A 14,839-nucleotide genomic window follows, 5' to 3' on the forward strand; every position below is an offset into this window, starting at 1 on the left:
CTTAACTGAGTTTTTCGATTGCTGCTTTTACGCGTTTAATAGTTTCTTCTTTGCCAATGATCTCCATGATCTCTGTCGCACCGGCAGGTGTCATCTGTTTGCCGGATACTGCAGTACGCAGCGGCCACATCACATAACCGTTTTTATATCCTTTTTCTTTCACAAAAGCGCTTAAAGACTCAAAAAGAGGATCATTCTTATAGTCTTCCTGGGCTTCCAGAACAGGAAGCACTTCTTTCAGAACTGCAAGCGCAGTTTCCTCTGTTGTTTTCATTTTCTTATGGCAGTACATAGAAGCATCATACTCCGGAACCTCTTCAAAGAAATCAATCAGGGCCGGAATGTCCGGGAATACTTCGATCCTGGTCTGTACCATTCCTGCGATCTTACGGAAGTCATACTCTTTTTTCAGAACTTCCTTCATATAAGGCAGAGCCTTTTCATAAAAAGCTTCCGGATCCATTTTTTTGATATACTCTCCATTCATCCAGCGAAGCTTCTGAATATCAAAGACTGCCGGAGATTTGCTGATATGATGATAATCAAATGCTTCAACCAGCTCCTCAAGAGAAAAGATTTCTCTGTTTTCCTGGGGACTCCATCCCAGAAGCGCCACAAAGTTTACAATAGCTTCTGTCAGAAATCCCTGATCCAGAAGATCTTCATAGGAAGAATGTCCGGAACGTTTGCTGAGCTTCTGATGATCCTCATTGGTGATCAGAGGACAATGTACATACACCGGGATATCCCAGCCAAATGCCTCATAAATGCGGTTGTATTTCGGTGCGGAGGAAAGATACTCGTTTCCACGTACCACATGGGTAATTCCCATCAGATGATCGTCTACCACATTAGCAAAATTATATGTTGGATATCCATCAGATTTGATCAGGATCAGGTCTTCCATCTCCTCATTATTTACCGTAATATCTCCATAGATCACATCATGGAAAGTTGTGGTTCCTTCTGTAGGCATATTGAATCGGATCACATGAGGTTCTCCTGCAGCAAGCCGTCTCTCGACTTCTTCTTTCGGAAGATTCAGACAACGTTTGTCATAAATAGAAATTTCCTTTCCTGCAACCACTCTCTTCATGGATTCCAGCTCTTCCTGACCGCAGAAGCAATAATAAGCATCTCCCTGCTGGATCAGCTGCTGTGCATATTTCAGGTAAATTCCGGATGCCTGACGTTCACTCTGTACATAAGGGCCTACTCCGCCGTCCTTGTCCGGTCCCTCGTCGTGAAGCAGCCCTGTTTTTTCCATGGTGCGGTAAATAATATCTACTGCCTCCTCCATGTAGCGTTCCTGGTCTGTATCCTCAATACGAAGGATAAAATCTCCGCCTTCATGCTTGGTGATCAAATATGCATAAAGAGCTGTACGCAGATTTCCTACATGCATCCTGCCTGTTGGGCTGGGTGCAAATCTTGTTCTTAATTTAGTCATGCTATCTCTCCTGTTCCCATTTTTTATTACAGCAGCTGCTCAAAAATTTTGCCGCAGCCGCTATGTAATTACGTCTTATCAATGAAAGACCCTGAGACATCTCTGCCTCAGGGAATTTTTCTCAATTATGCTTCGATGCCACGGTTTTTCAGATATTCGATCACATCGCCAACGGTAGCCAGATCTGCAAGCTCTTCTGCCGGGATTTCAATATTGTACTCATCCTCCAGAGCCATTACCAGCTCAAAAAGATCCAGGGAATCTGCTCCCAGATCATCTTTAAAAGAAGTATCTGCTGTAATTTCATTTTCATCACAGCTTAACTGCTCTGCGATCATTTTTCTCATTTCTTCTAACATTGCTCTCTTCTCCTTTTATCAAACATGATACTTTGATGTGGAAAGTATATATTCTACAGAACTTTTTGTCAATAGATTTCAGGGATTTTCTCCCCAGGCTTCATACATCCTGAAACCGTATCTGCCGGGCGACGCTCAAGGCAAGTCCCATCTCTGCCATCAAAAACATGATGGACGTACCTCCATAACTGATAAACGGCAGGGTGACACCCGTATTAGGCATCATATTTACCACGACCGCAATATTAAAGATCACCTGCAGTGAAATATGAATAAATACTCCGCTTACCATCAGCGATCCAAACATATCCGGCGCATTCTGTGCAATAAAAAACAGTCTGTAAAGAAGATAGGAAAACAAAAGCAGCACCATAATTCCACCTGCAATTCCAAGCTCTTCACATACAATGGAAAAGATCATATCGTTCTGTGCTTCCGGAACGCTGCCCAGTTTCTGGATACTGTTTCCCAGACCTCTTCCCAGAAAACCTCCGGATCCAATGGCATAAAGAGCCTGAAGAGTCTGGTATCCGTCTCCATCAGCAAAGTCCTCCGGATGCAGCCATACAAGAATACGGCCAATACGGAAGTTTTCATTGGTTTCCGGATCTACCGTTGCATACAAAAACAGCACCAGTCCCAGTATCAGCACGACTCCCACTGCACCTATAAGCAGAAAAGGCTTTACTTTGGGATGTGATACAAAGATCAGCCCTGCCGTAATGCCAAAGATAATGATAGCGGTACTCAGGTTGTCGGTGAAGACATAAGCGCCTCCTGCCAGAACAAGTCCTGCCAGTCCCAGTATCATACATGCCTTCAGTGTCTGGACCTGCCTTCCCATCTTTATGATCATATAAGGCAGACAGACAATCACCGCGATCTTGGCGATTTCCGAGGGCTGAAACTGGATTCCGATCTTCAGCCACCTTTTTGCACCGTTTACCACAACCCCCAGAGGAGTAAAACGTACCAGCGCCATCAGAATAAAAGCCGCTCCATACAGAACTGTTACAAATTTTGTAAGAATATGATAATCTATCTTGGATATGAGGATCATAACTACAATACATCCTGCACTGATAAATGCCTGCTTCTTGAAAAAATACATATCGTCCCCATACCTTACTTCAGCCATATAAGCGCTGGTACTGTAAAGCATGATAAGACCGAAGCAGGTCAGAAGGATCACCACTGCCAGAAGGCTGTAATCATAATAATCTGCTTTTTTTCTGCTTACGGGTTTCTTTTTTCTTTTTTTCTGTTCAGCCAGCTTTTTCCGCTGTACTGTATCTGCCATGAAAACACCTGTTTCTTTCTAAAAAACTCTTTCTGCTGCCTGATTCCTGGTAAAAAAAACAGAAGCTCCTGTTTTTCTTTACCTTCTGATTTTTCATTATAACAAAATCCCCTGCACTGTACAAGTCTGTGAGAAATTGTTCACAGATTTGTAAAAAGCAGGGATTTTTCTTATACCAGTTTTCCGGAAGCTTCTGCAATCTCCAGCAGCTGCCGGTTTTTTTCATTTGCAGGGCCAAATATATCTACGCAGCAGATTACACGGCTGCAGGTTTCCATTAATTTCTTAGCTTTCTGAAAATTTTCCTCACTGATCACAGAAAACGGCTCTTCCTCCACTACTTCTGCTGCCAGAACCTTTGCCACCTGGTGATCCAGGTCATTTTTATGAAGAACTCCTGCCGCAAAAGGAATTCCGGCACGCTGCAGTTTCCGGTAGACAGGAATCCCTTTTCCGTTGCCTCCGATCACAAAAATATCCGGTTTTCCATTAGGCGGCTCCATTTCCAGGCAGCCAAATGAAGCATTGTAGCTTCCTGCTGTGATCCCATACAGATGATGGATATATTCTGAAGTAAAAATATCTTCCGGAGTGCCATATTTTTCGATCTGGTCTCCATGAACACAGATCACCGAATCTGATATCTTCTGTGCCAGATCCAGTTCGTGCAGAGACATCAGGACTGCTGTATTTTTCTTTACTACCATATCCTTAAGGATCGTCAAAAGCTCCAGCTTATGACGGATATCCAGAAAAGACGTGGGTTCATCAAGAACAATGATTTCCGGTTCCTGGCAGATTGCCCGGGCCAGAAGGATTCTCTGTCTCTGGCCATCACTGACAGCTGTAAAATCCCGGTCTTTAAAATCAGCGGCATGGACTAATGCCATAGCCTCATGAACCTTTTCCCAGTCTCTTTCACTGAGGATTCCCAGCGTTCCTGTATATGGATAACGGCCGGTGGCTACAATATCCTCACAGGTCATAAGTTCCGGACGCAGTCTCTCCGTCATAACTACTGCCAGCTTCTTTGCAACTTCTTTGCCTGACATACGGTTCATCTGTTCACCGCCCAGGTATACGGTTCCGCCCACCAGCTTCAGCTGTTTTGTCATACTTTTCAGAATTGTAGATTTTCCTGCGCCGTTTGGACCGATCAATGTAAGGATCTCGCCTCGTTTCAGACGGATTTCTATATTCCGGATCAAAGGCTTTCCGTCATATCCCACTGTCATCTGTTCTGTCTGTACATAAAATTCATTCATTGCGCTGTCCTCTTTCTTCGGATCATGATATAAATGACAACCGGCGCCCCAAACACTGCAGTCACCGAACTGATGCTGAGCTCTGTAGGGGCAAATGCAGTTCTGGCGATCAGATCACAGAAAAGACAGAATACGGCTCCTCCCAGGAAGCATGCCGGGATCACCAGAAGAGGCCTGGCTGTTTTTAAAAGGCTTTTTACCAGATGGGGAACCGCGATTCCTACAAAAGAGATCGGACCTGCAAAGGCCGTTACACAGGCAGACAGGATACTGGATAACAGGATCAGAGCCACCCGGAACACCTTAATATTCACTCCCATATTCTGTGCATAGCTTTCTCCCAGCTGATAAGCCCCGATAGGCTTTGACATGAGAAATACCACTGCCGAGGCAGTCAGTACCACCACAGACATCACTCTTACGTTCTCCCAGTCCATTCCGGAAAAGCTTCCCAGTGACCAGTTATGGAGGTTTACAATATTTGAGTCATCAGCAAAAGTGATCACAAAATCTGTGATTGCCGAACAAATGTACCCGATCATGATGCCGCTGATAATAAGAGCTGACATCTGCTTTACTTTTTTTGCCACAAGAAGCACAAAACCCATAGAGATCATAGAACCGGCAAAAGCCGCCAGAATCAGAACTGCCGAAGAAGCCACCATCGATCTTCCTAACAGGAATATCATCACAAGAGATACCACCAGCTTTGCTCCGGAAGAAATTCCAAGTACAAAAGGGCTGGCAATGGGATTTCCAAAAAAAGTCTGAAGAAGAAATCCTGATACAGACAATGCACCTCCAAGGATCACCGCAGAAATAATTCTTGGAAGACGAATCTCCCACACAATATTCCGTGCTGTTTCCTCTCCCCCTCTCATAAACAGAATATCAATGATTTCTCTTACAGAAATGGGGATGCTGCCGGAATTGATGTTCCATATGATAAATAAGATCAGCAGCAAAAACAGAAAGCCAAAGGCCGCCCAGTATCTGAAATGTAGCTTTTTACGCATGATTTTGTCCTTCCTGTATCAATATTTATTTCAGCTTATGCATAAAGGTCAGAGAATCCAACGTTTCATCCTCAGACGTCAGCATAGTATGAATATCCTCGATCATCGTTCCCAGCTCCAGTGTTTCCTGGAACAGATTCTGCTCCGTACACCATACGTTTCCATCCTTTACAGCTTTAAAATCTCCCAGAAGAGAGCTTTTCGCCAGCAGTTGGGAAATATCCGTCAGCTCTCCGTCGATGGTACTGTTATAGATTATGTAATCTGCATCTTTTGCAGAGGCATAGAATTCCTCCATCTGCATATTCATAGTGGAAAGTGCATTATCTTTTTCTCCAAGATCCCGAAAAATATATTCTCCTCCCGCCAGATCGATCATTTTTGCCACATAATCATTAGATTTACGCACATTGGCAGCGCCTACCGAGTTAATATAAAAAAATGCAACCGTCTTTCCTGTATTCCGGCTGTCCTGAATCTTTTCCAGCTTCTCTGCCTGCTGCTGAAAAAGCTGCTCCGCTTCTTTTTCTTTGTCCAGAAGCACGGCATAAAGTTTCAGCCATTCCGTCCGTCCCAGCGGGTGTGATTCATAGCTGGAGTGTTCTACAAGGACCGGGATCCCAAACTGTTCCAGTTTCTCTTTTACCTCCGGTGTATGATAGATCATGGTGGATTCTACTGCCAGACTGCACTTTTTGTCCAGGATCAGCTCATAATCCGGGGCACTGTATTTTCCTGCAAAGGAAATGCTGCCGTTCTCCAGGGCTTTTTTTGCTTCCTCAATATACCAGCCGTCAGCATCTGTTCCGGACAGACTGATATGGTCCAGTGCATCCAGTGCACAAAAAAGATTCATGGCAGAAGTTGCTACCAGGTAAATATTTTCTACAGGTTTTTGGATCACAGCGATTTTCGGGTCCAGATCTTCTGGGGCTTCTTTTCCCTCCGGCACTACCAGAAACTGTCCTTCCTCCGCTATGGTGATCAGGGCATATCCATCCTTATAGTAATCTACAGAAAACTGTTCCGCATAAGTAAGCTCCATGCTGTGGTCAAAGGTAAGACCTTTGATTTCCGTATGAGTATTTTCCTTTTCTGCAGCCTGCACCGGACAGACAAATGTCAGCAGAATCACACTGGTTATAAGACAGATAAGAAATTTTTTCATATTATTTTGCCTTTTCTATGGATTCAGAATCAAACTGCAAAGTATAATCGATCTCATGAGGTTCACTCATTGCCACCGTATCTGCTTTTACTTCTAACACTGTATCGAAGGCAGATACCGGGATTTCAAATGTAGAATTTCCCTCTGTATTGGTCATTTCGTATTTTTCACCGTCTACTATCATATAATCATAGTTCGGACTGCTCCAGATCAGCTCTGCAGTTACCTTTCCATCCTTAATTTCCAGTTTTGCCGGACTTTCCACAGAAGCCTTGCCTGATCCGCCTTCCAGAACAACCTCCGCCGTATAATTTCCATCTTCCAGTTTCAGATCCTCCACAGTGTTTCCTTCTGCCGCTTCCTGCTTTCCTGCCTCTGGTGCCGGTATCGGATCCGAGACACTTACCTTATGATCATACCATTTTCCTTTTTTTCCAAGAAGGGCACAGTCAAACTCTTCATCCAAAGCAGGCACAGGAATGTCAAATCCAAATACCTCCTCCTTGTATCCATCACTGTAGGTCACCTCATCTGTAGTAGGTTCCAGAATTTCTGCCCCTTCCTTCTGCGCGTCCTCTGCTGTTCCCACAAACAGATTTACGATGCTTTTGGATACAAGACTTACATGAATGGTCATCTTTCCATCCTCTACAGTCAAAGTCCCTTTTCCATCATTTGCCTCATTTACATGAAACATATTGCTGTCTGTTTCAAATTCTGCTGTATAAACGCCGTCCTCAAGAGCCGCATCTGCTTTTTCTTCTGCTCCTCCGTTTTCTTCAGTTACAGCTTCCGTTTTTTCTCCCGCCATGGTCAGACTGCTCCCGGCTAAGGAAAGCACACCTGCCGCACATAATACCATTACAATTTTTCGTTTCATAATAAAATCTCCTTTCCTGGTCTTTCCTGATAAAGTAAAAACTGCTGCAAAGCCACTGCTTCTGCAGTCCGCTTTGCAGCAGTCTATATTATCTCATCCTGCAAAATATGCAGCTTTTATTTTTATTCTTCTGCTGTTTCTGCAGTTTCTTCCCCTGCTTCTTCTGTACCTTCTGCCCCAAGAGAATCCATTGCTGCCTTTGTATGTTCTACATAAAGTTCTTTTACTGCATCGATTCTTCCCAGACCTGCGATCTGGGCATCAACAGAGTCAAAAGCACCGGATGCTTCCATCATACTCTTCCAGGAATCCTCTTCACTGCCTGCCATGTCATTATTTGCATGATCTCCGGCAACCACCATCAGAGGACGAAGAATAACTTTCTTATATCCGGCTTCTTTTACCTTCTCGATCACAGCCTCACATGCTGTGTCTTCCGGTTCCCCTTCTACTGTTCCAATAAATGCATTTGCAAATCCAAGCTCTTCCATCTGTGTCTGCATCTGGCTGTAGCTTACCTTTGCTGTATGAGAAGTGCCATGTCCCAAAAATACAAAAGCTGTGCCGTCTTCTGCCGCTGCTTCCATACTTTCAAATCCGGCATCTGCAACAGCTGCATCTGTAACTGCCTTGGCAACTGCCTCCTTATCCGCATTGATCACAGTGGCATCATCTCCTACATCACCAAGCATTGGCTCTGCAATGGCAACTGACTCAAATTTATCCTGATATTCTTCCAGTGCCTCCGTCATTTCATCATACTCTGCACCGTGCATCAGATGAGTTGGCTGTACTACAAGATTTTTGACTCCGTTCTCTACAGCACGATCCAGCGCCTGCTGCATATTATCGATTACTTCTCCGTCTCTTGCCTGTACATGGTTAATGATGATCTGTGCAGTAAAAGCTCTTCTGACTGCCCAGTCCGGATAAGCTTCCTGAAGCGCGTCCTCAATTCCTTTGATATCCTCTGCGCGGCTGTCATTATAAGAAGTACCAAAGCTTACCACCAAAAGTTCGTTTTCACCTATCTCATCTCCATTACGGGCATCATCAGCTGCTGCATCCCCTGTATCCAGTCCAAAGTAGTCCGGGCTTGCGAATTCTCCCTCTACCAGTTCTTTCTGCGCATCTGTCAGAGCATCCCATGCTTCTTTTGCAGCCTTACAGTCTTCGTCTGTAGTTTCTGTTCTTTCCTGAACGTAGATCTTATCAATAAGAGCTGCTGCATTATCAGCTGCTGCCTGATCTGCGTCTCCAGATTCATCTTCTGCAGTTTCCTCTGCTGTGGCTTCTACCGCTGCATCTGCTTCTGTTTCAGAAGCATAAATGCTTGCAGATCCCATCATAGTTACAGTTGTTACAGTCATAAGAAGTGCCAGTGCTTTTACAGTTTTGTTTTTCATGATTTTCCTCCTTTATCTTTACACTGTCTGAACAGTTCTGCCTGTCTGCAGACTGCCCTAAACTGAATAAAAATGTACGGAGAAAACTTTTCCGGCCTGCGGAAGTTTTATTTTAACAATAAAAAAAACCTTTATCTTTATAATAAGGGTAAAAGGCCTGCGGAAAATGCGCGGTACAACCAATTACTCGTGATCCGGGACATGAGTCCCCGTACCAACAGCAGGCAGGTTTCCTGACTTATAGATCATCATATGAAGCAGCCTTCCCGGTTTCCCAGTGACTGTATGTAACATACTCAGCTCCATACTCCTTAAATACAGTGACGAGATCGTACAGGATTCACACCTGTTTCCCTATTATCCGTTTTAATCCGGCACCTGTTGTTATTCTTATTCAATTTATTAAATCATATCACTTTTCTGCTGTAAATACAATAGTTTTAGACAAAATAAGACTGATGATGATCGTCACCTTATTTTCACAGGATATGATCGCCATCAGTCTCATCCGATTTCTTTATTCTATTTCATATAAGTTTTAAGCCAGGTGTAAACACATTTCTGTCTGCTCTTATAAGCCCCTACCTGGTTTCCGGTATCTGTCTGCAGTGCTTTGTAGATATTATCAAGAGTTACCGGACGTTTTGTCTTATTAAGGACACGAGTCACTGCACCATAACCGCCCTGGTGGCGGATATTGATAAACATTCCCACTGCCTTTGGTTCTGTAATGCCAAGCTTACGGATCTCTTTCTGCATCTCATCGATCTGCTCATACATCAGCTGATCCTGGCACTTGATGCCGTCAGGTGAGCCGATCAGATTCACAATAATCTTTGCTCTTCCTGACTTCTTACTTATTCTGTATGTAGACCAGTTTTTATTAACCACATCATTCCATACATAATTCTTCGGATCATATTTCTTCCAGGTAGCAGGATATTTCGTATGGATCAGCTTCAGAAGTCTCTGTGCTTCTGTGGCATACCACTGTCCTGCGCCAATGGTAATTGCACGTTCAGCACTGCTGTTGGTACCTGCTTCTGTAAAATCCTTATAATCCTGTCTGCCGTAAACCTGTCCGCCAGTCTCCACTGCATAAAGGATTTTTTTCATAACATCCTTCTGGGTCTGGGTAAATACTGGATAAGAAGTGTTTCCAGATACATTTTCCGGTGTATGGATCAGGCTGCTCTGTTTAAAGGATGCCATATATTTTACATTTCCAGCTTTTTTATAAGGGCGTACCGCATAAACATATTTCGTATCTGCATTTACCTTCTTGTCTGAATAAGCACTGTTTTTACTGGCAAGATCTGCGATCAGAACCCACTTTTCTCCTGCAGCTCTTCTGTAAATACAGTATCCGCTGCTTCTGAGATTTTTATTCCAGGATACGTCCACTCTGCTGCTGGAAACTGCCTTTACCTTTACTGTAGTCTGCTGAGGGCGGGTTGCTCCAAGAGCCGGAACGTATTTGCTGTATACATTCTTTTTGTTTTCTTTTCGATAAGCTCTTACTGCATACTGATAAGGCTTGCTGCTGGTCAGATTCCTGTCCAGGTAAGAAGCTGCATTCTTGCTTACTACCTTTAATCTCTTAAATGGTTTGTTAAGAGATTCTCTTCTGTAGATTACATATCCGTCTGCCATAGAGGTACGGTTCCAGCTGATCCTGAGGGCATTGGTAGATGATGCCTGTATATTTGTTTTTACACTGATATTCTTCACAGACGCAGCAGCACTTACCGGAACTTCCGAGCCAAAAGTCACTGCAAGCATTGCCAAAACTGCCATAAAAAATACGGTTATTCTTTTTCTTCTTCCAACTTTCTGCATTCGATCCTTCCTTTCATCTGAACACGTTTGTTTCATATGGACTGCCCTTTTATAGCCATGTACGGCAGCCCTTTCCTTTTTATCATACGAAAAGTTCAGAAAGAATGCAAGAGTTTTTTTACAAAATATTATTATTTTGTTACATTTATATTACCTTTTAACGCTTTGCAGTAACAAATTCACCTTAAATCTCCTACAAAAAACAAAGCCAGTGTGCCTGGACCGGAGTGAGCGCCGATCACTGACCCTACATAATTTATGATCTCTGTATTAATCTGATACCGTGCCTTTATCTTCTCAGCCAGGATTTTTGCATCTTCCAGACAGTCTCCATGACTGATAAAGATCGTATCACAGGTGTCTTTATGACTTCCCAGTTTTTCGTCCATAAGAGAAGCCAGTTCCAGAATTGATTTTTTACGTCCCCTGACTTTGCCGATGGGGATCAGTTTTCCCTCGTCGTCCACATGAAGGATAGGTTTAATATTCAGCATTCCGCCAAGAACTGCTGTCGTTTTTGAAACACGTCCCCCTCTGTAAAGATGATTCAGATCATCTACGGTAAAAAGATGTACGATATTTTTGCGATGGTTCTCTGCCCATTCTGCAACCGTCTGCATATCTGCACCATCTTCTTTCATTTTCTGTGCCAGATAAACCAGCAGCCCCTGCCCCAAAGACGCTGCAAGGGAATCTATAATAGTAATGATCCGATCCGGATATTTTTCCCTAAGTTCCTCCACCGCAATCCGGCAGCTGTTATAGGTTCCGCTTAATCCGGAGGAAAACGCAATATGCAGGATATCTTTGCCCTCTTTCAGATACGGTTCAAATAAAAGTCTGGCTTCTTCCGGGTTCACCTGTGCTGTAGTAGGCATGGAACCGGCTCTCATCTTTCCGTAAAACTCACCTTCCGGCATATAGGATCCCTGTTTATAAAGTACATCGTCCATAGTGTAGCTGAAATACATACAGCCTACATTATGTTCTTTGTAGTATTCCACCGGAAGATCCGCATTGTTATCCGTTGTGATCACATACTCTCTCATACGTTATCCTTTCCCAACATGCTATAAGACCATGCTGCAGCAAACTTTTTTGTTCTTATCATAACATCACAGTTCGTCTCATGCAACATAAACAATAATGAATTTTTCGACTTATTGTGAAAGTCGTAAACAATCCACACATTTCTGCCCGGTTACTTTTCCAGTACTTTCAATGCCTCCTGCAGCTGATTGTCCTCTTCATGCGTAATCTCCTCCTGGTTCAAAAGCTCCGGATCCAGTTTTACCTCCACATCCGGTTTGATTCCTGTATGATTAATTGAATTCCCCTTTGGTGTATAATAATCAGAGATCGTTAGTTTTACAGCGCTGCCATCCTTTAACGGAAGAAGCTCCTGTACCACTCCTTTGCCATAAGTAGTCGTTCCTACGATTGTTCCGATTCCATGATCCTGAACTGCTCCTGCAAAAATTTCAGAAGCGCTGGCACTGTTTTCATTGACCAAAACTGCAAATGGCATATCCAATGGTGTTTTTCCTTCTGATTTCTGCTCCTGGCGCTCCCCATATTTATCTTCTGTATATACGATCAGCCCTTCCGGAAGAATCTCATTTAAAATACTGCACACAGAAGTCAGAAGTCCCCCCGGATTTCCTCTGAGATCAACAATCAGTTTTTCCATTCCCTGCTTTTTCAGACTGGAAAAGGCTTCCCTGAACTGATCCGGTGTTACATCTGTAAATTCTGATATCCTGATATATCCCACCTGTTCCTTAAGCATTTCTTCAAAAACAGAAGGCAGTGTTACATCCGTGATCTCTACAGTCAGTTTCAGAGGCGTTTCCTCATTCTGCCTGTGTATGGTCAAAACTGCCTGCTTTTTTTTACCATCCCGTATCATATCTGCAACCTCTGACACCTCCATATCTGTAATGTCAGTATCATCAATTGCACTGATAATATCCCCTGTCTTCACACCGGCATTACTGGCAGGTCCTCCTTCGTAACATTCTACGATCTCCACACCGCCTTCCAGGTTTTTCTGCATAGTCACGCCAATTCCCACATAGGCTCCCATTGTAGCTGAATTTTCCTGTTTGTATTCTTCTGCCGTATAATATCTGGAGTAAGGATCTCCCAGCCCGCCTATCAGTCCTGCATACAGCCCTTCTGCAAGCTGGTTCTCATCTATTTCTCCCAGATAATCCCGCTGGATCAAAGCCTCCAGCGCACGAATCTTCTGGACATGTTCCGAATCGGACAGAACACCTCTGTCCCTGATCTGATATCCTGCATATCCTCCAGCGGCAACGGCAAGTGAAATTGTAATTCCTGCCGCGATCCCTTTGATAAACTCTTTCTTCATATTATAAATGCCTCCCAAAACAGATAAACGGCACAATGTCCTGACTTTTTCAGCCAGAACTTTATGCCGTATCTGCTCTCAGTTATTATTTTTCATCAGACTCTCAGATGCTTTCTTGTTGTCCAGAAGCTTCCGATCAGACCGATTCCTATACCCAGGGCAAGTCCCAATGGCAGTAATGTCTGATAAATTTCAGAAACAGGAATAAAAGCAACTACTCCTGTCAGAACATTAAACTTTGTCAGAACATATTCTACTGCAGTATTATACAGGAAATATAAAACAGTCAGAGGAATCGCCGCACCGATCACACCCAGTACGATTCCTTCCATTACAAAAGGCGCCCTTACAAATCCGTCTGTCGCACCGATATACTTCATAATACCAATCTCTTCCTTACGAACAGAAACACCTACAGAAATAGTATTATGTATCAGGAAAATAGAAATCAGTACCAGAAGTCCGATTACCACCATCGAAGCCACAGATACCAGACGGTTAAAGCTTCCCAGAGTCTTTGCAGCCTGTTCAGACTGCTCTACTTCACGTACATGCTCCAGACTCTGGATATAGGATACCAGATCTGACTGCATTTCAATCTGATTCATATAAACCTGATAGTTTGCAGAATTCACAAGAGGATTATCATCTTTAAATCCTTCTGCAGCTTCAGATCCCTGGAAATACTGATCTTTAAAGTCATTCCATGCTTCCTCGGCAGACTTAAACACAATATTTTCCACTTCCGGACGCTGCCTGATCTGTTCTCCGATCATATCGATCTGTTCCTGAGTTGTTCCTTCCTCAAAAAACACTGTAACAGGAACTTCCTGCTCTACCTTATGGGCAATATTATCTACATTATTCACAATAGAATAAAACACCCCAACCAGAAATATACATGCAGCCATCGTCAGGATAGATGCAAGAGAAAACATCCAGTTTCTTTTAATATTTTTTACACCCTGTTTCAGAGTAAACCATATCGTACTAGGCCTCATGATATCCTCCTTCTTTCTCGTCGCTGACAATGACGCCTTCATGCATGGTAACCACTCTTTTTTTCATTGCGTTTACAATATCCTTATTATGTGTTACCACAAGCACTGTTGTTCCACGCTCATTGATCTCCTCTATCAGCCTCATGATCTCTTCCGCTGTCTGAGGATCCAGGTTTCCTGTAGGTTCGTCTGCAAGAAGGATGTCCGGACGGTTTACAAGGGCTCTTGCAAGAGCAACTCTCTGCTGCTCACCACCGGAAAGCTCATCCGGATAAGATTTGTCTTTTCCGGCAAGTCCAACCTCCTGAAGCACCTCAGGAACACGTCTGCGGATCACCTTTCCCGGTCTGCCGATAACCCTCTGGGCAAAGGCAACGTTTTCATATACATTACGATCTTTGAGAAGACGGAAATCCTGGAATACAACGCCTAGCTTTCTGCGGTATTTTGCAACCCGGCGATGTTTCATTGTTTCCAGTCGCTCACCGCTTACGATCAGCTGTCCTCCAGTAGTATCAAGCTCCTTCATCAGAAGTTTGATCAGGGTAGACTTACCTGAACCACTGCTTCCTACTACAAATACAAATTCACCTTTATCTACATGTAAGTTTGCATGATTTACAGCCAGATTGCCTTTATCATATGATTTACTTACATCGATCAAATCTATCATTATGTTCCTCCTTCTCATACAGAATAAACATTTTAACGCTTTTGTAACAATGTTGTAACATAGTTCTCTATGAATTTCAAGTGTTTTTTGAGAATCCAGAAAAATTTC

Annotated in this window: 13 protein-coding genes and 1 riboswitch; all 13 genes read right to left on the reverse strand. The window is 43.4% G+C overall.

The genetic code is table 11. The features are described 5' to 3' along the window. Window position 1: 1 nt before the first annotated feature. The 13 genes from gltX to ftsE all read right to left on the reverse strand — a co-directional run bounded on the left by gltX (window position 2) and on the right by ftsE (window position 14,731). Window positions 2-1,450, reverse strand: a complete 1,449-nt coding sequence (gltX, locus tag RDS42_RS01285; protein ID WP_308782005.1) for a glutamate--tRNA ligase — start codon at window positions 1,448-1,450, stop codon at window positions 2-4. Between the two features lie 125 nt (window positions 1,451-1,575). Beyond that, a complete protein-coding gene (acpP, locus tag RDS42_RS01290; RefSeq protein ID WP_177276040.1) occupies window positions 1,576-1,809 on the reverse strand; it encodes an acyl carrier protein in 234 nt (77 codons plus the stop codon). 100 nt (window positions 1,810-1,909) lie between these two features. Then, on the reverse strand, window positions 1,910-3,082 hold the full coding sequence (locus tag RDS42_RS01295; RefSeq protein ID WP_308782017.1) for a putative peptidoglycan glycosyltransferase FtsW: 1,173 nt from the start codon (window positions 3,080-3,082) through the stop codon (window positions 1,910-1,912). Between the two features lie 197 nt (window positions 3,083-3,279). Continuing rightward, a complete protein-coding gene (locus tag RDS42_RS01300) occupies window positions 3,280-4,374 on the reverse strand; it encodes an ABC transporter ATP-binding protein (RefSeq protein WP_308782006.1) in 1,095 nt (364 codons plus the stop codon). Then, window positions 4,371-5,390: an iron ABC transporter permease gene (locus RDS42_RS01305; RefSeq protein ID WP_308782007.1), complete on the reverse strand. Its 1,020-nt coding sequence runs from the start codon at window positions 5,388-5,390 to the stop codon at window positions 4,371-4,373. The genes RDS42_RS01300 and RDS42_RS01305 overlap by 4 nt, the downstream gene beginning before the upstream one ends. 25 nt (window positions 5,391-5,415) lie before the next feature. Further along, the gene (locus RDS42_RS01310) at window positions 5,416-6,558 is read right to left on the reverse strand and encodes an ABC transporter substrate-binding protein (RefSeq protein ID WP_308782008.1); all 1,143 of its coding nucleotides are present in this window, start codon (window positions 6,556-6,558) and stop codon (window positions 5,416-5,418) included. 1 nt (window position 6,559) lies between these two features. Beyond that, entirely contained in the window at window positions 6,560-7,438 is an 879-nt protein-coding gene (locus tag RDS42_RS01315) for a hypothetical protein (protein WP_308782009.1), read from the reverse strand. 122 nt (window positions 7,439-7,560) lie between these two features. Next, window positions 7,561-8,844: a sirohydrochlorin cobaltochelatase gene (locus RDS42_RS01320; protein WP_308782010.1), complete on the reverse strand. Its 1,284-nt coding sequence runs from the start codon at window positions 8,842-8,844 to the stop codon at window positions 7,561-7,563. Between the two features lie 205 nt (window positions 8,845-9,049). Further along, window positions 9,050-9,241: riboswitch (cobalamin riboswitch) on the reverse strand. A gap of 125 nt (window positions 9,242-9,366) precedes the next feature. Beyond that, entirely contained in the window at window positions 9,367-10,683 is a 1,317-nt protein-coding gene (locus tag RDS42_RS01325) for a fibronectin type III domain-containing protein (protein WP_308782011.1), read from the reverse strand. 179 nt (window positions 10,684-10,862) lie between these two features. Beyond that, entirely contained in the window at window positions 10,863-11,732 is an 870-nt protein-coding gene (locus RDS42_RS01330) for a DegV family protein (RefSeq protein ID WP_308782012.1), read from the reverse strand. Between the two features lie 152 nt (window positions 11,733-11,884). Continuing rightward, window positions 11,885-13,057, reverse strand: a complete 1,173-nt coding sequence (locus RDS42_RS01335) for a S41 family peptidase (RefSeq protein ID WP_308782013.1) — start codon at window positions 13,055-13,057, stop codon at window positions 11,885-11,887. 95 nt (window positions 13,058-13,152) lie between these two features. Next, window positions 13,153-14,058 (reverse strand): permease-like cell division protein FtsX, encoded by a 906-nt coding sequence (gene ftsX, locus RDS42_RS01340; protein WP_308782014.1) that lies wholly within the window; start codon window positions 14,056-14,058, stop codon window positions 13,153-13,155. Beyond that, the gene (gene ftsE, locus RDS42_RS01345) at window positions 14,048-14,731 is read right to left on the reverse strand and encodes a cell division ATP-binding protein FtsE (protein ID WP_308782015.1); all 684 of its coding nucleotides are present in this window, start codon (window positions 14,729-14,731) and stop codon (window positions 14,048-14,050) included. Before ftsE ends, ftsX begins: the two co-directional genes overlap by 11 nt. Window positions 14,732-14,839 lie beyond the last annotated feature (108 nt).

Source organism: uncultured Blautia sp. (assembly GCF_902497045.1).
GTDB lineage: Bacteria > Bacillota > Clostridia > Lachnospirales > Lachnospiraceae > Blautia_A.